The 19,471-nt window shown below is 73.0% G+C and carries 16 protein-coding genes and 1 tRNA gene; 10 read left to right on the top strand and 7 right to left on the bottom strand.

Annotation, left to right across the window (positions count from 1 at the left end; translation table 11 throughout):
* Nucleotides 1-68 precede the first annotated feature (68 nt).
* The gene (locus IF00_RS0133890) at nt 69-662 is read left to right on the top strand and encodes a histidine phosphatase family protein (RefSeq protein ID WP_030324795.1); all 594 of its coding nucleotides are present in this window, start codon (nt 69-71) and stop codon (nt 660-662) included.
* A 41-nt stretch (nt 663-703) separates the two neighbouring features.
* Here IF00_RS0133890 and IF00_RS0133885 read toward each other — a convergent pair whose 3' ends face one another.
* A complete protein-coding gene (locus tag IF00_RS0133885) occupies nt 704-1,990 on the bottom strand; it encodes an NsdA family TPR-like regulatory protein (protein ID WP_030324793.1) in 1,287 nt (428 codons plus the stop codon).
* A gap of 223 nt (nt 1,991-2,213) precedes the next feature.
* Here IF00_RS0133885 and IF00_RS0133880 point away from each other — a divergent pair, with 223 nt between their 5' ends.
* Nucleotides 2,214-2,699, top strand: a complete 486-nt coding sequence (locus IF00_RS0133880; RefSeq protein WP_030324791.1) for a hypothetical protein — start codon at nt 2,214-2,216, stop codon at nt 2,697-2,699.
* Between the two features lie 78 nt (nt 2,700-2,777).
* On the top strand, nt 2,778-3,644 hold the full coding sequence (locus IF00_RS0133875) for a spermidine synthase (RefSeq protein WP_030324789.1): 867 nt from the start codon (nt 2,778-2,780) through the stop codon (nt 3,642-3,644).
* Between the two features lie 25 nt (nt 3,645-3,669).
* Here the strand turns inward: IF00_RS0133875 and IF00_RS0133870 are convergent, their stop codons facing one another.
* On the bottom strand, nt 3,670-4,248 hold the full coding sequence (locus IF00_RS0133870) for a superantigen-like protein SSL4 (protein WP_030324787.1): 579 nt from the start codon (nt 4,246-4,248) through the stop codon (nt 3,670-3,672).
* Between the two features lie 78 nt (nt 4,249-4,326).
* Here IF00_RS0133870 and IF00_RS0133865 point away from each other — a divergent pair, with 78 nt between their 5' ends.
* The 5 genes from IF00_RS0133865 to IF00_RS0133845 all read left to right on the top strand — a co-directional run bounded on the left by IF00_RS0133865 (nt 4,327) and on the right by IF00_RS0133845 (nt 12,548).
* A complete protein-coding gene (locus IF00_RS0133865; protein WP_030324782.1) occupies nt 4,327-5,028 on the top strand; it encodes a response regulator transcription factor in 702 nt (233 codons plus the stop codon).
* Nucleotides 5,025-6,434 (top strand): sensor histidine kinase, encoded by a 1,410-nt coding sequence (locus IF00_RS0133860; RefSeq protein ID WP_030324781.1) that lies wholly within the window; start codon nt 5,025-5,027, stop codon nt 6,432-6,434. The genes IF00_RS0133865 and IF00_RS0133860 overlap by 4 nt, the downstream gene beginning before the upstream one ends.
* Nucleotides 6,435-6,786: 352 nt before the next feature.
* On the top strand, nt 6,787-8,307 hold the full coding sequence (locus tag IF00_RS0133855; RefSeq protein ID WP_030324780.1) for a glycoside hydrolase family 18 protein: 1,521 nt from the start codon (nt 6,787-6,789) through the stop codon (nt 8,305-8,307).
* A gap of 258 nt (nt 8,308-8,565) precedes the next feature.
* Nucleotides 8,566-11,223 carry a cellulose binding domain-containing protein gene (locus tag IF00_RS0133850; RefSeq protein ID WP_030324778.1) on the top strand — a complete coding sequence of 886 codons (2,658 nt, stop codon included), beginning with the start codon at nt 8,566-8,568 and terminating at the stop codon, nt 11,221-11,223.
* Entirely contained in the window at nt 11,208-12,548 is a 1,341-nt protein-coding gene (locus tag IF00_RS0133845) for an endo-1,4-beta-xylanase (RefSeq protein WP_037639688.1), read from the top strand. The genes IF00_RS0133850 and IF00_RS0133845 overlap by 16 nt, the downstream gene beginning before the upstream one ends.
* Before the next feature lie 66 nt (nt 12,549-12,614).
* On the opposite strand, the gene IF00_RS0133840 is transcribed toward IF00_RS0133845, so the two are convergent.
* The 4 genes from IF00_RS0133840 to IF00_RS45820 form a co-directional block, all read right to left on the bottom strand.
* A tRNA-His gene (locus IF00_RS0133840) sits at nt 12,615-12,687 on the bottom strand.
* Nucleotides 12,688-12,805: 118 nt separating this feature from the next.
* A complete protein-coding gene (gene orn, locus IF00_RS0133835) occupies nt 12,806-13,408 on the bottom strand; it encodes an oligoribonuclease (RefSeq protein ID WP_030324774.1) in 603 nt (200 codons plus the stop codon).
* A gap of 245 nt (nt 13,409-13,653) precedes the next feature.
* On the bottom strand, nt 13,654-14,823 hold the full coding sequence (locus tag IF00_RS0133830) for a helix-turn-helix domain-containing protein (protein ID WP_030324769.1): 1,170 nt from the start codon (nt 14,821-14,823) through the stop codon (nt 13,654-13,656).
* Between the two features lie 442 nt (nt 14,824-15,265).
* Nucleotides 15,266-15,742, bottom strand: a complete 477-nt coding sequence (locus IF00_RS45820; RefSeq protein WP_030324767.1) for a hypothetical protein — start codon at nt 15,740-15,742, stop codon at nt 15,266-15,268.
* A gap of 344 nt (nt 15,743-16,086) precedes the next feature.
* Between IF00_RS45820 and IF00_RS0133820 the strand changes: the two genes are divergently transcribed.
* Both IF00_RS0133820 and IF00_RS0133815 read left to right on the top strand, forming a co-directional pair.
* Nucleotides 16,087-16,608 carry a universal stress protein gene (locus IF00_RS0133820; protein ID WP_015033782.1) on the top strand — a complete coding sequence of 174 codons (522 nt, stop codon included), beginning with the start codon at nt 16,087-16,089 and terminating at the stop codon, nt 16,606-16,608.
* A 242-nt stretch (nt 16,609-16,850) separates the two neighbouring features.
* Nucleotides 16,851-17,414, top strand: coding sequence for a GPR1/FUN34/YaaH family transporter (locus IF00_RS0133815; protein ID WP_030324766.1), 564 nt, complete (start codon nt 16,851-16,853; stop codon nt 17,412-17,414).
* A 203-nt stretch (nt 17,415-17,617) separates the two neighbouring features.
* Here the strand turns inward: IF00_RS0133815 and glmS are convergent, their stop codons facing one another.
* Nucleotides 17,618-19,435 carry a glutamine--fructose-6-phosphate transaminase (isomerizing) gene (gene glmS / locus IF00_RS0133810; protein ID WP_030324758.1) on the bottom strand — a complete coding sequence of 606 codons (1,818 nt, stop codon included), beginning with the start codon at nt 19,433-19,435 and terminating at the stop codon, nt 17,618-17,620.
* Nucleotides 19,436-19,471: the final 36 nt, after the last annotated feature.

The raw sequence follows: 19,471 nt of genomic DNA, 5'->3' as shown, positions 1-19,471 counted from the left end.
ACCCCGAATCCACGTGGGCGATGATGGAAGAGGCACGCCCGCACCGTGAACCCCTGGAGATCCTTCCCATGGCACCGCGCATCCTGCTCGCCCGGCACGGCCAGACCGAGTGGTCGCTTCTCGGCCGGCACACCGGCAGGACCGACATCCCGCTGCTCGACGAGGGGCGGCGCGGCGCGAAGCTCCTGGGCGAGCGTCTCCACCGCGGCCCCTGGCAGGGGCTGCCCGGTGTGGAGGTGCGCACCAGCCCCCTGGTCCGCGCGAGCGAGACCTGCGAGATCGCCGGCTTCGCCGAGCGGGCGGAGCCCTGGGACGCGCTGATGGAGTGGGACTACGGGGCGTACGAGGGGCTGACCCCGCCGCAGATCCAGGACATCCGGCCGGGCTGGTTCATCTGGCGCGACGGAGTGCCGGACGGAGAGACCCTGGCGCAGCTGTCGGACCGAGCCGACGAGATCGTGAACTGGGCCCGCTCGGCCGACCGGGACGTCCTGGTCTTCGCCCACGGCCACATCCTGCGGTCGATCGGCGCCCGCTGGCTGGGTGAGGACGTCTCCTTCGCCTCCCGCATCCGCCTCGACCCGACGAGCCTGTCCGTCCTGGGCTGGGCGTACGGCGCCCCCGCGGTCGAGCGCTGGAACGACACCGGGCACCTGGAGTAGGCGGCACCGGGCCCCTGGAGCAGCGGCCTCCCGGCCGTCGGTCAGTACGCGGCGAGGGCCCGGCGGGTGTCGACGAGCATCCCGCGGATCCGGGCCGAGGCGATGCCCTCCAGGGAGTCCACGACCCGCTTCGCCTCCGCGGCGGCCTCGTCCGGGCGGCCCGCGTGCGCCAGGTTCTTGGCGAGATGGGCGCGGTAGAGCGCCAGGTTCCGCGCGAAGTGCGGGTTCTGCAGGACCGTGGCCCGCTGGGAGTGCCGGGCGGCCCGGCCCCAGTCGCCCAGGGCCGACCAGCACTGGGCCTCCAGGGCCTCCCGCTCCGGCTCCCCGAAGAACGACATCCACTCGGGGTCGTCGTCCGTCGCGCCCCGGTCGAAGAAGCCGTGGGCGCGGCCGAGGGCCTGCTCGCAGGCCGACCGGTCGCCGAGCCCGGCCCACGCGGCCGCCTCCCGCAGCGAGAGCAGCGACAGCAGCCGTGCCGAGTCCAGCGGCTGAGCGGCCCGCAGGCCGGCCTGCGCCGCCCGCACCGCCTCGCGGAACCGGCCGGTGTCCCGGGCGAGGAAGGACGTGTTGCAGAACGCGTGCGCCTCCAGGGCCGCGTTCCCCGACACGCGCGCGGTGGCGAGGGCCTCGGCGTAGTGCGAGCGGGCGTCGTCGTGCCGGCCCGAGTCGTGGGCCAGCCAGCCCACCGAGAGGGAGAGCTCGCCCGCGCCCGCGTGCAGCCGGTCCTCGGTGGAGCGGCGGGTCATGGTGCCCGTGTCGAGCAGCGCGTACGCGGCCCGGAGCGGGTGGGCGGCGACCTTGTAGAGCCCGTCGGCGCCGTGCCGGTCGTCGAGCAGACGGATCTGCCGTACGGCGTCCTCGACGGCCCGCACCTCGGCGTCGCCGATCCGGTGGGTGCCGCGGGGGGCGGGGATCGCGACGGCGGGGCCGCCGAGTCCCAGCGAGGCGGCCGCCAGGGTGGCGGAGCCGCTCGTCATGAATGCGCGACGCAGCACGTCGCTCTCCTCATCGTTCCGGGTCGGTGGTGCCGCGGGAGCCGGAGCCCCGGCCGCGACCGGCTGCCGCCGGCCGCGCACCGTCTCCCGCGCGGAGAAGCCCAGGTCGGAGAGACCCAGACCGGGGAACATGTGCAGGAAGACCCGCTCGTACGCGTAGTTGGGGCAACGGATCTCGCCCGCTTCCACGCGCCCGATGTAGCGGGCGTCGCACGCGACCTGTTCGCCGATCTCCCGCGCCGCCCGGCGGACCGCCGCGGCGAACTCCGCCGGCGAGTGCTGTCCGCGGAGCCGGCGGAAGGCGAGATTGGGAACTGCCCGTGACATCGCCATGGCCGAGCCCTCTCCTGTGCTGCCGGGTGGTCCGGCGGCAAGAACGTACCTGCTGTGACCGGATGCGTACGCAGAGTTTGGCTACAAATCGGATATCTCGCCTGTGATCTGCCATGAACTGCCATCCTTTGCGGCGGCATGGCGCCGTAGCCGTTGACGCGCACGGGCGTTGAACCGTAAGGGAGAGACGGAACGTGTCTCCTCAGGAGCGAGGAGGGGTCCCATGTCGGAGATCGGTTCCCAGTCGGCCACGCGCCAGGCGCCCGCCCCGGACGTCCGCGCGTCCCAGACCACCCCCCAGGACCGCGGTCCGGTTCCGGCCGCGGCCCCGCAGCCCGCCGAGCCCTGGGACCTCGTGACCGTGCCGGTCCGGCAGGGTCTCGAGGCCGTCGACATCCTGCGGCGCGGCGCCGTCCCCGCCGTGGGCCCCGTCGTCCACGACGGCACCTGCGACACCCTCGGCTTCCTCGTCCCGCCCGGCACGGCCGCCGCCTGGGACATGCCCGGCAGCGCGTGTACCCGGACCTCGGGCCGGGGCCTGCGCCTCCCCGAGCTGCCGGAGCTGCCCGAACCCGCCGGGGACGCGCCCCGCCCCGCCGGCTGGCTGCTGCCCCCCGGCGACACCGACCCCGTCACCGACCCCGTCGTCCTGCGCGAGGCGCTCGGCGAGGCGGCGCGGCTCATCGAGGCGGCGGACGGCTGCCACTGACGCCGGCCGCCGGGGTCCCGTCGCCACGGCCCGGGGGCCGTCGGGCGGGGCCGGGGCGAATGCCCCGATAATGGGCCCGTGGCCAGGAACAAACAGCGCGACCGGGCGGCGTCCGCCGCCTCCGTCGTCGAGACCGTCGACGGCGGGCTCGCCGAACTCATACCCGACCGGGAGCGCCCCCGCGCCTGGACCCTGCTCATCGACGGCGCCCCGCAGTCCCATGTGGACCTCGACGACCCGGCCCACCTCACCTTCGAGTACCAGCGGCGCCTCGGCCACATCGCCGACCTCGTCGCCCCGCCGAACCGGCCGCTGCAGGTCGTCCACCTCGGCGGCGGCGCGTTCACCCTCGCCCGGTACGTCGCCGCGACCCGGCCCCGCTCCACGCAGCAGATCGTGGAACTCGACGGGCTCCTCGTGCAGCTCGTCCGCCGGGAGCTGCCGCTCGACGCCGGGGCCCGGATCCGGGTCCGCTCCACCGACGCCCGCGCCGGGCTCGCCAAGGTCCAGGACGGCTGGGCCGACCTCGTCATCGCCGATGTGTTCAGCGGGGCCCGCACCCCGGCGCATCTGACCAGCACCGAGTTCCTCGCCGAGGTACGGCGGGCGCTGCGGCCCGGCGGCTTCTACGCCGCGAACCTGGCCGACGGCCCGCCGCTGACCCATCTCCGCGGGCAGATCGCCACCGCCGCGGCCGTCTTCCCCGAGCTGGCGCTCGCCGCCGACCCGACGGTGCTGCGGGGCCGCCGCTTCGGCAACGCGGTGCTGCTCGCCTCCGACCGGGAACTGCCGGTGGCCGAGCTGACCCGCCGGGTCGCCACCGACCCGCACCCGGGCCGGGTCGAACACGGGCGGGCGCTCGCCGACTTCGCCGGGGGAGCGGCGCCGGTCTCCGACGCGAGCGCCAAGCCCTCACCTGTGCCGCCCGCGTCCGCCTTCCGCTGACCGGCCGATCGCCCGGAGCGCCCGGTCAGACCGTACGGTCGTCGATCTCCACGCGGGGCGCGGTGTCGTGCCAGACGCAGAAGACGGACAGTTCACGGCCGTTCGCCGTGAACGTGACCCGGATCCAGGTCGGCTGCTTCCACACCTGCATCTGCCAGCCCGAGGCGGGGATCGCCGAGACCAGCTCGGCCGAGTGCTCGCCCAGGTCGAAGGTGACCCGCCCGCCGTCCACCGTGTAGGTCTTCACGTTCGAGTCGGAGGGCGGCGTGGTGACGGGAGGCGCCTGCGTCGTCGGCCTCGCCGTCCGCGCGGGCGTCGTGGAGGGGGCGGCCGGGGTCGGACGGTCACCGCTCGGCGTCGGCTTCCTCGTGACGGCCGCGGTGGGTTCGACGGTCTCGGGCCGGTGGGTCGACGAGGACAGCGGACCGCTGCCGGCCGCGTCCGTCTCACCCGCGCTGCCCGCCGGGAGAGGCAGCGCGCGCGGCGGGTCGTACACCGTCCCGGACAGGACCGTGTGCACTCCCCACCAGGAGAGCGTGACCGCCGCGCCGGTGGCGAGCGACCAGGCCAGGGCGTGAACGAGTCCTCTTCGCATCCGGGCCATACTGCACCACACCCTCCCCGCCCTCACCGCAGGGTGCTCCTTGCCTCACCTTCCCCCGAATGGCGTACGGTGCGGCCCATGGCAAGTGTGCTCGTGGTCGAGGACGACCAGTTCGTGCGCTCCGCCCTCATCCGCCGGCTTTCCGAGGCCTCCCACACGGTACGGAGCGTCGGTACGGCTCTGGAGGCGTTGCGCGAGGTCGCCCATTTCAGGTTCGACGTGGTCATCCTGGACCTCGGACTGCCCGATCTGGACGGGTCGGAGGCGCTCAAGATGCTGCGCGGGATCACCGACGTACCGGTGATCATCGCGACCGCCCGGGACGACGAGGCGGAGATCGTACGGCTCCTCCACGCGGGCGCCGACGACTACCTCGTGAAGCCGTTCTCGGTCGACCACCTCTCGGCCCGGATGGCCGCCGTCCTGCGCCGGGCCCGGTCCGCCACGGGCGAGGCACCGCCGCCGCGGGTGATCCGGGTCGGCGGGCTCACCGTCGACCCGCTGCGCCGCCAGGCGGAACTCGACGGGGCGCCCCTGGACCTGACCCGGCGCGAGTTCGACCTGCTCGCCTTCCTCGCGGGGCGGCCCGGGGTCGTCGTCCCGCGCAAGGAGCTGCTCGCCGAGGTGTGGCAGCAGTCGTACGGGGACGACCAGACCATCGACGTACATCTGTCATGGCTGCGGCGGAAATTGGGCGAGACGGCCGCCCGGCCCCGCTATCTGCACACCCTGCGCGGCGTCGGCGTGAAGCTGGAGCCGCCCCGGGAGCCGCAGCCGTGAGATGGGCGCTCGTCAAGGTGTCGCTCGCCGTCACCGCCATGGTCGTCGTCGCCTTCGCCGTACCCCTCGGGCTCGTCGTCAAGGAGATGGCCCGCGACCGGGCGTTCTCCAACGCCGAACGGCGGGCCGCGGGTCTCGCCCCCGTACTCGCCATCACCACCGACCGTGACGAGCTCGACAAGGCCGTCGCCACCACCGAGGACGGGGCCGCCGGGCGGCTCGCTGTCCATGTACCGGCCGCCGAACCCGGCGACCCGGGCCTGGAGATCGGCACGCGGCGGGCCGGCGAGGAGGAGCTCTCCGCCACCCGCCGGCTCGGCCGGGCGTCCATCGCCGAGGTGCCGGGCGGCTTCGCGCTGCTCCAGCCCACCGCGCTCAGCAGCGGCGAGGTCGCCGTCGTCGAACTCTTCGTCCCCGAGGGCGAGGTGTCCAACGGTGTCGCCACCGCGTGGCTGGTCCTCGCCGGGGTCGGCATCGCCCTGATCGTCGGCTCCGTCGCCGTCGCCGACCGGCTCGGCGTCCGGATGGTCCAGCCCGCGCAGCGGCTCGCGGGCGCCGCCCACGAGCTCGGCGAGGGCAGGCTCGGCGCACGCGTCCCCGAGGAGGGGCCGCCCGAACTCAAGTCGGCCGCCGTCGCGTTCAACTCGATGGCCGACCAGGTCGTCCAGCTCCTCGCCAACGAACGGGAACTGGCAGCCGACCTCTCCCACCGGCTCCGCACCCCGCTCACCGTGCTCCGGCTGAACGCGGCCTCGCTGGGCTCGGGCCCGGCCGCCGAGCAGACCCGCGCGGCCGTCGAGCAGCTGGAGCGCGAGGTCGACATCATCATCAGGACCGCCCGGGACGCGAAGCCGCAGACGCAGGCGACCGGACCCGGCGCGGGCTGCGACGCCGCCGAAGTGGTGCGCGAGCGCATGGAGTTCTGGTCGGCGCTCGCCGAGGACGAGGGCCGCCGGGTGCGGGTCGCGGGCGTCGAGCGCCCGGTCCGCATCCCGGTCGCCCGCCCCGAACTCGTCGCCGCGCTCGACGCGTTGCTCGGCAACGTCTTCCGGCACACCTCCGAGGGCACGGCCTTCTCGATCGACGTCCACAACGGCGAGGACGCCGTCATCGTCCTCGTCTCCGACGCGGGCCCCGGCATCGCCGACCCGGCCGCCGCCCTCGCCCGGGGCAACAGCGGGGCCCGGGACGGCTCCACGGGCCTCGGCCTGGACATCGTGCGGCGGATGGCGGAGACCACCGGCGGCGACGTCCGCATCGGGCACTCGGTGCTGGGCGGTACGGAGGTCCGGATCTGGATCGGCCTCGACGGGCGCCGTACGGGCGGCGCGACCGGCCGCCGCGGTCACCGCCCGGCCCGCCGCCGGCGCGGGGGAACCGGCACCCGCCGGGCCGCCGAGGGCTGACGGCACCGGACCACCGCCGGGCCGCCGAGGGCTGACGGCACCGGACCACCGCCGGGTCGCCGAGGGTTGACGGTACCGGACCACCACCGGGTCGCCGAGGGCTGTCGGCGTCGGCCGCCCGCCGGGCAGGCGCGGGCCCGCCCGCCCGGTCCCGCGTCGGCCGCACTTCCCGCCGGGCCCACGCCCCGGCCCGGGGCCGGCCGCTCCCAACCTTTCGTGGTTCCGATGCCTTCCTTAAGCGGAGCCTAAGGATCCCCACCGGTGTCCCCGGACGCCGGTTTGTCCGTTCTCCAGTCGCTAGCTTGCTGCCGCACCCCTTCCCCACCCCCCAGCACGCAGAGGCAGGCACGCGATGGGCACCAGTTCGCACCGGCGCAGGGCGAGCACCAGGACCAAGGTCGTCGGGGCGGTCGTCGCCGCCGCGGTCGTCGGCGGCGCCGCGTTCGCGCTCACGGGTACGGCCCAGGCCGCCGCGGTCGGCGCCGCGTACACCAGGACCAGCTCCTGGACCGGTGGCTACACCGGGCAGTACGTCGTCACCAACGAGACCTCGGCCGCACAGTCCGACTGGACCCTGGAGTTCGACCTCCCGGCCGGCACGACCATCGGCTCCCTCTGGAACGGCGAGCACACCGTCTCCGGCGGCCACGTCACCGTGAAGCCCGCCGACTGGAACAAGCGGCTCGCGCCCGGCCAGTCCGTCACCGTCGGCTTCGTCACCTCCGCCGCCGGACAGGCCGGCGACCCCTCGAACTGCCTGATCAACAAGGCGGCCTGCTCCGCCGGAGGCGCCACCCCCACCCCCAGCGGCCGCCCCACCACGACCGCCCCCTCTCCCACGTCGACCCCGAAGCCGACGGCCACCGCCACGGCCACCACGAGCCCCAGGCCGACCCCCACCGCCACCACCACGGTGCCCCCGAAGCCCACGGCCACCCCCACCCCGACGCCCACGGCGACCGCGACCGGCGGGCCCGTCACCGCCGCCGGGTACGCCCCCTACGTCGACACCTCGCTCTACCCGGCGTACGACCTCCTCGCGACCGCCGACGCCACCGGCGTGAAGGAGTTCAACCTCGCCTTCATCACCTCCGGCGGCTCCTGCGCCCCGCTGTGGGGCGGGGTCACGGACCTGGCGAACGACAAGGTGGCCGCCCAGATAGGCGCCCTGCGCGCCAAGGGCGGCGACGTCCGGGTCTCCTTCGGCGGCGCCGCCGGGCACGAGCTGGCCCTGAACTGCTCCTCGTCCTCGGCGCTGGCCGCCGCGTACGGCAAGGTCATCGATCAGTACAAGCTGACCAAGGTCGACTTCGACGTCGAGGGCGCGGCCCTGCCGGACACCGCCGCCAACACCCGCCGCTCGCAGGCGATCGCCCAGCTCCAGAAGTCCCACCCCGGGCTGAACGTCTCCTTCACCCTGCCGGTCATGCCCGAGGGCCTGACCCAGCCGGGCGTCGACCTGCTCGCCGACGCCAAGCGCAACGGGGTCCGCATCGACGCCGTCAACATCATGGCGATGGACTACGGGCCGGCCTACAGCGGCGACATGGGCACGTACGCCATCCAGGCCGCGACCGCGACCCAGGCACAGATCAAGGGGGTCCTCGGGCTCTCCGACGCGGCGGCCTGGAAGGCCGTCGCCGTCACCCCGATGATCGGCGTCAACGACGTCCTGAGCGAGATCTTCAAGGTCGACGACGCCACCCAGCTCGTCGAGTTCGCGAAGTCCAAGGGCATCGGCTGGCTCTCGATGTGGTCCTCGACCCGGGACAAGCAGTGCCCGGACGGCGCCGTCAACCGCGCCGACGCCACCTGCTCCTCGATCCTCCAGCAGCCGCTGGCCTTCACGAAGGCCTTCGCCGCCTACAAGTAGGTGCTTGGACCAGTCGGTCCGCACCCAGGAGCCATCGCGCCCCCCACACCGCGCGCCCCGGCCGGAGACACCCCACCTCCCGGCCGGGGCGCGCACCCCTGTGTCCGCGCGCCGTCGGGCGAAGCGCTCGATCGCGTACGGGGCTCCGCGGCGGCTCGACCCCCGTCGAACGTCTTCGACGATTCCCGGACCTTGACCGTGTTCTGACACCGGCTCAATAGTGGGAGCGCTCCCATTCAATCTTCGACGGGATCCCCCATGCGCAGCACACGACATGTCCTCGCGGGGCTCGCCCTCACCGCCGGTCTCCTGGCGGCCCCCCTCACCGGAGCGGCACCGGCCACGGCCGCCCCACCGGAAGCCGCCGCGGCCGCCTCCTCGTACACCTGGAGGAACGTCCGGATCGACGGCGGCGGCTTCGTCCCCGGCATCGTCTTCAACCGGACCGAGAAGAACCTCGTCTACGCCCGCACCGACATCGGCGGCGCCTACCGCTGGAACCAGGCCACCGCCTCCTGGACCCCGCTTCTCGACTCCGTCGACTGGGACCACTGGGGCCACACCGGTGTCGTCGGCCTCGCCTCCGACGGCGTGGACCCCGACCGGGTGTACGCCGCCGTCGGCACGTACACGAACGACTGGGACCCCGGCAACGGCGCCGTCCTCCGCTCCGCCGACCGCGGTGCCACCTGGCAGCGCACCGACCTCCCCTTCAAGCTCGGCGGCAACATGCCGGGCCGCGGGATGGGAGAACGCCTCGCCGTCGACCCGCACCGGAACAGCGTCCTCTACCTCGGCACCCCCAGCGGCAACGGCCTCTGGCGCTCCACCGACTCCGGCGTCACCTGGTCGAAGGTCACCTCCTTCACCAACCCCGGCAACCACCAGCAGGACCCGACCGACACCAGCGGCTACAACTCCGACGAACAGGGCATCGTCTGGGTGACCTTCGACGAGTCCACCGGTACGGCGGGCAGCGCCACCAGCACCGTCTACGTCGGCGTCGCCGACAAGCAGAACGCCGTCTACCGCTCCACCGACGCGGGCGCCACCTGGACCCGGCTCCCCGGCCAGCCCACCGGGTACCTCGCCCACAAGGGCGTCCTCGACGCCGAGAACGGCTACCTCTACCTCGCGTACAGCGACACCGCCGGCCCGTACGACGGCGGCAGGGGCCAGGTCTGGCGGTACGCCACCGCCACCGGCACCTGGACGGACATCAGCCCCGTCGCCGAGGCCGACACCTACTACGGCTTCGGCGGCCTCACCGTCGACCGGCAGCACCCCGGCACCGTCATGGTCTCCGGCTACAGCTCCTGGTACCCCGACACCCAGATCTTCCGCTCCACCGACAGCGGCGGCAGCTGGACCAGGGCCTGGGACTACACCTCGTACCCGAACCGCGCCAACCGCTACACGATGGACGTCTCCTCCGTGCCCTGGCTGACCTGGGGCGACGACCCGGCCCCGCCCGAACAGACCCCGAAGCTCGGCTGGATGACCGAGGCCCTGGAGATCGACCCCTTCGACTCGAACCGCATGATGTACGGCACCGGGGCCACGATCTACGGCACCACCGAGCTCGCCAAGTGGGACACGGGCACGAACTTCACCATCCGCCCCATGGTGAAGGGACTTGAGGAGACCGCGGTCCTCGACCTCGCCTCGCCGCCCTCCGGCGCCCCGCTGATCAGCGCCCTCGGCGACATCGGCGGCTTCCGGCACACGGACCTCACCACGGTCCCCTCGATGATGTTCACCGGCCCCGACTTCACCTCCACCACCAGCGTCGACTTCGCGGAGACCAAGCCGGACTCCGTCGTGCGGGCCGGTCACCTCGACGGCGGCCCGCGCGTCGCCTTCTCCACCGACAACGGCGCCAACTGGTCCGCAGGACAGGAACCTTCGGGCGTCACCGGCGGCGGCACCGTCGCCGTCTCCGCCGACGGCGGCCGGTTCGTCTGGAGCCCGGACGGCACCGGAGTCCACACCGGCACCGGAGGCGCCTGGACCGCCTCCACGGGCATCCCCGCCGGTGCCACGGTCGAGTCCGACCGCGTCGACCCGAAGACCTTCTACGGCTTCAAGGACGGCACCTTCTACGCCAGTACGGACGGCGGCGCGACCTTCACCGCCCGCGCCGGCGGCCTCCCCGCCAAGGGCGACGCCCGCTTCAAGGCCGTCCCCGGCAGGAAGGGCGACATCTGGCTCTCCGGCGGCGCCCCCGACGCCGCCTACGGCCTCTGGCACTCCACCGACGGCGGCGCCACCTTCACCAGGGTCTCCGGCGTCGAGCAGGCCGACACCGTCGGCTTCGGCAAGGCCGCCCCGGGAGCCGCGTACCCCACCCTCTTCACCAGCGCGAAGATCGGCGGCGTACGCGGCATCTTCCGCTCCACCGACGCGGGCACGAGCTGGGTCCGCGTCAACGACGACGCCCACCAGTGGGGCTGGACCGGCGGTGCGATCACCGGCGACCCGCGTGTCTACGGCCGCGTGTACGTCTCCACCAACGGCCGCGGCATCGTCTACGGCGACACGAGCGAGACCGGCGGCGGCGACGGCGGCACCGACCCGGGCACACCCCCGGCCGGAGGCGCCTGCAAGGTCGCCTACAAGGTCACCAACCAGTGGCAGGGCGGCTTCCAGGCCGACGTCACCCTCACCAACACCTCCACCACCGCCTGGACCGGCTGGGCCCTCGGCTGGGAGTACCCCGCCGGGCAGCGGATCGGCCAGATGTGGAACGCGGCCCCGACCCAGTCCGGCACCGCCGTCACCTCCCGGAACGCCGGCTGGAACGGCTCCGTCGCCGCCGGCGCCTCCGCCTCCTTCGGCTTCACCGGCACCTGGACCGGCACCAACCCCGTACCGGCCGCCTTCACCCTCGGAGGGACGACATGCTCCGTCGCCTGATCACCGGCGCGGCCCTGCTCGCCGCCGTCCTCACCACCGCCGGCCCCGCCTCCGCCGCCGACACCCCGCTGCGGGACCTCGCCGAGGCGCACGGCGTCTACCTCGGCAGCGCCGTCACCGCCGGGAGGCTCACCGGCGGATACGCGGACGTCGCCGGGGCCCAGTTCGGCTCACTCACCCCCGGCAACGAGATGAAGTGGGACTCCGTGGAGCCCACCAGGGGCACCCACGACTGGACCGGCGCCGACCGCGTCGTCGCCTTCGCCGAGGCCCACGGCCAGCGGGTGCGCGGCCACACCCTCGTCTGGCACAGCCAGCTCCCCGGCTGGCTCACCGGCGGCAGCTGGACCGCCGCCCAGCTGCGCACCCTCATGACCGACCACGTCACCGCGGAGGCCGGCCGCTACAAGGGCCGGATCGACCACTGGGACGTCGTCAACGAACCGCTCGCCGAGGACGGCACCCTGCGCCCGTCCCTCTGGGGCGCGGCCCTCGGCGAGTCGTACATCGCGGACGCCTTCCGCGCGGCCCGCGCCGCAGACCCGGCCGCGAAGCTCTACCTCAACGACTACTCGACCGACGCCGTCGGAGCGAAGAGCGACGGCATGTACGCCCTGGTGAAGCGGCTCCTCGCACAGGGCGTCCCGGTGGACGGGGTCGGCTTCCAGGCCCATCTGGTCCTCGGGCAGGTCCCCGCCTCCCTGGAGGCGAACCTGCGCCGCTTCGCCGAGCTCGGCGTGGACGTGGCGATCACCGAACTCGACATCAGGACGACCCTGCCGGCCACGGCCGCGAAGCTCGCCCAGCAGAAGGCGGACTACGCCTCCGTCCTGCGCGCCTGCCTCGCCGTCACCCGCTGCGCGGGCGTCACCGTCTGGGGCTTCACCGACTCCGACTCCTGGATCCCGGACTTCTTCCCGGGCCAGGGCGCGGCGACGCCGTACGACGAGAACCTCCAGCCCAAGCCCGCGTACGCCGGGATCGCCGAGACCCTCGCCCCGGCGACCCCACCCACCCCGGGTGTGTGTTCCGTCACATACGCCGTCACCAGTCAGTGGACGGGCGGCTTCACGGCCCAGGTCACCCTCCGGAACACGGGTACGACCCCGCTGAACGGCTGGACCGTCCGCTGGACCCAGCCCGCGGGCCAGCGGGTGACCCAGGCGTGGAACGCGACGGTGACGCAGACCGCGGCGGAGGTGACGGCCACCCACCTCGCGTACAACGCGGCGCTCCCCGCGGCCGGCTCGACCGCCTTCGGCTTCAACGGCACCTGGACCGGCACCAACCCGCCCCCGGACCTCACCTGCACACCGGGAACGTAGCCAGGGGCCGTGGGCCGGGAACGACTCAGGCCCCGGTTCGAAACGAACCGGGGCCTGAACCGACAGGGTGAGTAACGGGACTCGAACCCGCGACATCCTGGACCACAACCAGGTGCTCTACCATCTGAGCTATACCCACCATGACCGGCGGTTTTCCCGAAGGTTTCCCTGACCGGCCGAGAAGAAGTCTACAGGGTCCTGGAGGGTGCTCGCGCCCGCATTGATGTGCGGGCACGAGCGGCCCTGCGCGAAGGGGATTATTCGGCGGGTACGACGTGCCGGGCCGCGATCTGCTTCGCGGTCTCCGAGTCGGGGCCGGGCTGCGGGACGAAGACCGCCTCGCGGTAGTAGCGCAGCTCCGCGATGGACTCGCGGATGTCGGCGAGCGCCCGGTGGTTGCCGTTCTTCTCCGGACTGTTGAAGTACGCCCTCGGGTACCAGCGGCGGGCCAGCTCCTTGACCGAGGAGACATCGACGATCCGGTAGTGCAGGTGGCTCTCCAGGGCGGGCATGTCCCGGGCGAGGAAGCCGCGGTCCGTGGAGACCGAGTTTCCGCACAGGGGCGCCTTGCCGGGCTCCTTGACGTGCTCGCGGATGTACGCGAGGACCTGGGCCTCCGCGTCGGCGAGCGTCGTGCCGTCGGCGAGCGCGTCGAGCAGCCCCGAGGTCGTGTGCATCTGGCGCACGATCTCGGGCATGGTCTCCAGGGCCGTGTCCGGCGGACGGATCACGATGTCCACCCCGTCGCCGAGCACGTTCAGTTCCGAGTCGGTGACCAGTGCGGCCACCTCGATGAGTGCGTCGTCCGTCAGCGAGAGCCCGGTCATCTCGCAGTCGATCCACACCATGCGATCGTTCATGCGTCCACCTTAGGGGCTCTTCCCCGTGTCGGAGCGGGCCGAGTCGCCGCCGGGCCCGCGTCGTGCCCGCACGGGCGGCGGCGGCCGGCGCAGATCCAGGGCACCGGCGGCCGGCGCGGGGCTTCGGCGGGCCGGACACGGGAGGAACGGAGTGCCGGGGCGCACGCCGACGGGCCCCCGGGGGAGATGTCCCCGAAGGCCCGTCGTTCCTGCGTCGCGCCGCTTGTGGCGGCGGCGGTCTTCTCCTACGGCGCGCTGCGCTGGCCCGGGAGCGAGGGGCGCCCCGGAGCGTAGGCGTCGGACTGCGGCTTCCCCTGGTCCAGCGGGGACGCCGGGCGCCGGATTCCGGCCCCGACCTGGGCGGGCACGACCGGGTCGAGCACCGCGGTGGCGGTATCGCCCTGCGGTCGCCGCGCACGGTACGCCGCCCGGTAGGCGGCCGGCGAGGAGCCGAGCTGCCTCCGGAAGTGACCGCGCAGCGCCACCGGCGAGCGGAAACCGCACCTGCCCGCGACCTCGTCGACCGAGTAGTCGGAGGTCTCCAGCAGCCGCTGCGCCTGCAGCACCCGCTGGGTGATCAGCCACTGCAGGGGGGCCGAACCGGTCAGCGAGCGGAACCGGCGGTCGAAGGTCCGCCGTGACATGTACGCGCGGGCAGCCAGGGTCTCCACGTCGAACTGCTCGTGGAGGTGCTCCAGCGCCCAGGCGACGACCTCGGCCAGCGGGTCGGCGCCGATCTCCTCAGGTAAAGACCTGTCGAGGTAGCGCTCCTGACCGCCGCTGCGCCGCGGCGGGACGACCAGCCGGCGCGCCAGGGCGCCCGCGGCCTCCGTGCCGTGGTCGGTCCGCACGATGTGCAGACACAGATCGATTCCGGCCGCCGTGCCCGCGGAGGTCAGCACGTCCCCGTCGTCGACGAAGAGCTCCCGGGGGTCCACGTGGACCGACGGGTAGCGCTTGGCGAGCGTCGGCGCGTACATCCAGTGCGTCGTCGCCGGGCGGCCGTCGAGCAGGCCGGCCGCGGCGAGGACGAACGCCCCGGTGCACAGACCGACGATCCGCGCGCCCTCCTCGTGGGCACGGCGCAGTGCTTCGAGCGCCTCCGGCGGTGGCGGCGAGGTGATCGACCGCCAGGCCGGCACGACGACGGTGCCCGCTCTGCTGATCGCCTCCAGGCCGTACGGCGCGGTCAGTTCGAGTCCACCGGTGGTCCGCAGCGGTCCGTCCTCGCCCGCACAGACGAGCAGTCGGTAGCGGGGCACTCCGGCGTCCTGCCGGTCGATGCCGAACACGGAGAGCGGGATGGAGCTCTCGAAGATGGGGCCGCCGCTGAACAGCAGCACCGCGACGACTTCGCGACGGCGGCGCCCGGTCAGCTTCCGTGCGGCCTCCGGTGCGGTGGAGTCCTGGCTCATGACGCTAAGCCCCCCTCGGTGTTCGCGTCTCCCTGGTCGTGTCGCTCCTGCACGTTTCCCCTCGGTTTTGCACGAGACCCCAGTCTTCGGTACCCATGATCGAATCTACTGCGTCCCGTGGCGCCGGCGTGACAAGTTCTCCATCCGGTGGATTGTCGACAAGGCCACTTGGCGTGAAGCGATCGATCGCGAAGTCTTCCCCCGGGAGGCCCCCGGGGGAAGGGGCAGGGTGGCGAACGCCCCCGTACGCGGGGGGTGCGAGCCCTTGGGGCAAGGCATTTCCGGGTGTCGGAGCCAGGGTTGGCCAACCGTTCCGCCAAGGACTCGCCGACGGATGGAAGTTGGCTGAAAACATATGGGTTCGCGTGTACGAACCTGTCAACTCCACGAGGGGCGGGCCCGATGGGCGCCCCGTTTCGGGCCGATTTGCACCCCCGGAAAACTAGGGGGCGTCCCAGCCGCGCCGCCTGCCGCGGACGCCCTCGCTCCGCATCCCCCGCTCCGAGCGGCGCAGCAGCACCCGGCAGGCCGCCGTCACCGAGGCGAGGCCGAGCGCGGTCCCGGCGGCGCCGCCGAGGGAGCTGCCGTAGACGAGCAGGACCACCGGGACCAGTACGCAGCAGAAGACCGCCCAGCGGACGACGTCACCGGTCGGGTCCGAGGCGGCCCCGCCGACTCCCGCACCCGTCCCCGCACCCGCAGTCGCACCCGTCCCCGCGCCGGCCCCCGCACCCGCGTCGGCCTCCGCGCGCGGGACCGTTCCCGACGCTCCCCGCCCGTTGCCCGGATCCGGGTCGGTCGCGGCGGCCGGGCGGAGGACGGGCGCCCGGCGGCGGGCGCGGGGCCCTCCGAGCGCGGTGGCGCGCGGGGCGGCGGGGGCTGTGGGGGTCTGGCCGGCGGCGGTCGATGGTGCGTGCACGGGCGGTCTCCCTGCGACGGTGGGCTGGACCTGTGGCAACGAGAAGCGGAACGTTACGGTCACTCTCGGCGACGTCCGTTTGGCCCCCGTACGGACACCTGTAGGGCACAACCGGCATTGCCAGATCCCGAGCCGCTCGTGCATGCTCCCTGGAACGCCGCGCGCGAGCGGGGCGCACGCCGGGGAGTGGCACGGCGGGCTCTGGGCAGGAGAGGAGTGTCGCCGTACCCTTGGGGGTATGGGCTTGGGAAGATGATTCCCGGACACAGCTCCGCCGCCACCCGTTGTTCCGTCCCCTCCGTTCCCCGTCCCTTCCCACGAGGACTCTCTTCGCCGAGACACCGATGGCCGGTCACGAATTCCCCGAACCCGCGGACCGCAAGCGCGTCGCCGATTCCACGGTCGACCCCCTCGCGGTCGAACAGCCACGTCACGCCTGCGACCCGGCCTTCCGGCACGGCGTCGTCGTCGGCTTCGACGGCTCCACGTCCAGTGAGCGCGCCCTCGCGTACGCCATCGGCATGGCCAGGCGTTCCGGATCGGGCCTGATCATCGTGCACGTGGCCAACAGGCTGCCCACCACGGTGTGGGCCGGCTGCGAGCCCCCCGTCTTCGTCGACGTGCCCGATCACCGGACCGAGGTCCTCGGTCTTGAGCTGGCCTGCGCCGAGCACCTCTCCGAGGTGCCCTGGATCCTCGTCGAGCGCGGCGGCGACATCTGCCACGAGCTGGAGGAGGTCGGCCGGGAGTACTCGGCCGACGCGATCGTGGTCGGCTCCACGCACGGGATCGTCGGCCGGATCTTCGGCTCGGTGGCCGGCCGTCTCGCGCGCCGCGCCCAGCGGCCCGTGATCGTCATCCCGTAGGGCGTACGAGAACCCGTTCGGCGCGTACGAGAAACCCCTTCGGCGCGTACGGGACAACGCCTTCCGTCGCGTACGGGAACCCTTCCGTCCCGTACGACCCGTCAGGTCTCACCCTCAACTGCCGTCATCCCGCCATAATTTCGGCCTTCCTCAGGTGAATTGTGCGCTTGTGAAGGGCATATAAGGGTCACTGGAACACAGCAGCTCACGCAGTACACCTGCGCACTTGAAGGGAGCCCGCCGTGAACAACGAAGTCGCCGCGGGAAACACCACTTCCACTCTCGGCCACCTCGCACTCGGACTGACCCTGCTGGCCTTCGGCCTGGGCGGCACCGGTGTCATCGACAACGTCGCGGCAGCGGATGCCGCGGGCCTCGCCACCTGGGTCGGCGGGGTGACGCTCTTCCTCGTCGGTCTGCTCGCCCTCCGTGCGGGCGACAAGGGTGAGGGCACGGCGTTCGCGGCGCTCGGCGCCTTCTGGTTCACCTGGGGCACCGCGGCCGGCGGCGGGGCGTCCGCCGACGCCGTGGGCGTCTTCCTGCTCCTGTGGGCGCTCCTGGCGCTCACGCTGACGCTGGCCGCCTCGGGCAGCGGACTGTTCGGACAGGGCGTGTACGGGCTGTTGTTCGTCGCGCTCCTGCTGCTCGGCATCGGGGCGCTCGCCGACAACGGCGGGCTCGCGAAGGCGGGCGGCTGGGTGGCGGCCGTCGCGGGTCTGGTCGCCTGGTACGGCGCCACGGCGGCGGTGGCCGGCTGGCCGACCGCGCTCGGCCGGGCGAACCGCAGCGCGGCCGCGGCGAGCTGACCGGGGCGCCTCCAGGCCCTGGCGAGTGAACCGGAGGGGCGCACGGCCGCCGACCGTCGCACCCCGGGAGGTGAACGAGCCCCCGAAAGAAAGCGGTCCCCCCGTGCACCTGGGATGCACGGGGGGACCGCTTCGTGTCCGGTCGAACCGCCGGGGGACAGGCCCGGCGGCGCGGCTCGGGGGGACAGGCCCCGAGGTCGCCGCTACTCGACCGTGACGGACTTGGCCAGGTTGCGCGGCTTGTCGATGTCGCGGCCCATGGCGAGCGCCGTGTGGTACGCGAGGAGCTGGAGCGGGATGCCCATCAGGATCGGGTCCAGCTCGTCCTCGTTCTTCGGCACGATGATGGTGTGGTCGGCCTTCGCCTGCTCCTGGTGCGCGACCGCGAGGATGCGGCCGCTGCGGGCCTTGATCTCCTCCAGGGCGGCGCGGTTCTTCTCGAGCAGGTCGTCGTCGGGGACGATCGCGACCGTCGGCAGGGCCGGCTCGATGAGGGCCAGCGGGCCGTGCTTCAGCTCGGAGGCCGGGTAGGCCTCGGCGTGGATGTAGGAGATCTCCTTGAGCTTCAGGGAGGCCTCGAGGGCGACGGGGTAGCCCCGGACGCGGCCGATGAACATCATCGACTGGGCGCCGGCGTACTCCGCGGCGATCTTCTTGATCTCGTCCTCGGTCTCGAGGATCTCCTGGATCTGCGCGGGCAGCTTGCGCAGGCCCTCGATGATCCGCTTGCCGTCGGTGACGGACAGGTCGCGGATGCGGCCCAGGTGCAGGGCGAGCAGCGCGAAGGCGGTGACCGTGTTGGTGAAGCACTTGGTGGAGACGACGCAGACCTCGGGGCCGGCGTGGACGTACACGCCGCCGTCGGCCTCGCGGGCGATGGCGGAGCCGACCACGTTGACCACGCCGAGGACGCGGGCGCCCTTGCGCTTCAGCTCCTGGACGGCGGCGAGCACGTCGTAGGTCTCACCGGACTGGGAGACGGCGATGTAGAGGGTGTCGGGGTCCACGACCGGGTTGCGGTAGCGGAACTCCGAGGCCGGCTCGGCGTCGGCGGGGATGCGGGCCATGGACTCGATGAGCCCGGCGCCGATGAGACCGGCGTGGTACGAGGTGCCGCAGCCGAGGATCTTGATCCGGCGGATGGTGCGGGCCTCGCGCGGGTCCAGGTTCAGGCCGCCCAGGTGCACGGTGGAGAAGCGGTCGTCGATCCGGCCGCGCAGGACGCGGTCGACCGCGTCGGGCTGCTCGGAGATCTCCTTGTGCATGAACGTGTCGTGACCGCCCATGTCGTACGAGGCGGCCTCCCACTCCACGGTCTCCGGGGTGGCGGTGGTGGTCGCGCCCGAGGTCGTGTACGTGCGGAAGTCGTCGGCCTTCAGGGTGGCCATCTCGCCGTCGTCGAGGGTGACGACCTGGCGGGTGTGGGCGATCAGGGCGGCGACGTCGGAGGCGACGAGCATCTCCTTCTCGCCGATGCCGAGGATGACCGGCGAGCCGTTGCGGGCCACGACGATGCGGTCGTTGAAGTCGGCGTGCATCACGGCGATGCCGTAGGTGCCCTCGATGACCTTGAGCGCCTCGCGGACCTTCTCCTCGAGGGTGGTGGCCTGGGAGCGGGCGATGAGGTGGGTGATGACCTCGGTGTCCGTCTCGGAGGCGAAGACGACGCCGTCGGCCTCCAGCTTGGCGCGGAGCTCCTGGGCGTTGTCGACGATGCCGTTGTGGACGACGGCGACCTTGTTCTCGGGGTCCATGTGCGGGTGCGAGTTGATGTCGCTCGGCGCGCCGTGGGTGGCCCAGCGGGTGTGGGCGATGCCGGTGGTACCGGTGAAGCGCTTGGGGACACGGGCCTCCAGGTCACGGACACGACCCTTGGCCTTCACCATCTTCAGGCCGGAGGCCTTCGGGCTGGTGACGACCATGCCGGCCGAGTCGTATCCCCGGTACTCCAGACGCGCCAGGCCCTCAAGGAGCAGCGGGGCGACGTCGCGCTTTCCGATGTAACCGACAATTCCGCACATAAAGGTGAAACCCCTCCAGGTTGGTGAACGTGCTCG

Source organism: Streptomyces flavochromogenes, assembly GCF_000717595.1.
Taxonomy (GTDB): Bacteria; Actinomycetota; Actinomycetes; order Streptomycetales; family Streptomycetaceae; genus Streptomyces; species Streptomyces flavochromogenes.
Note: the sequence above shows the minus strand (reverse complement) of the source record. Positions and strands in the feature narration are given on the sequence as shown.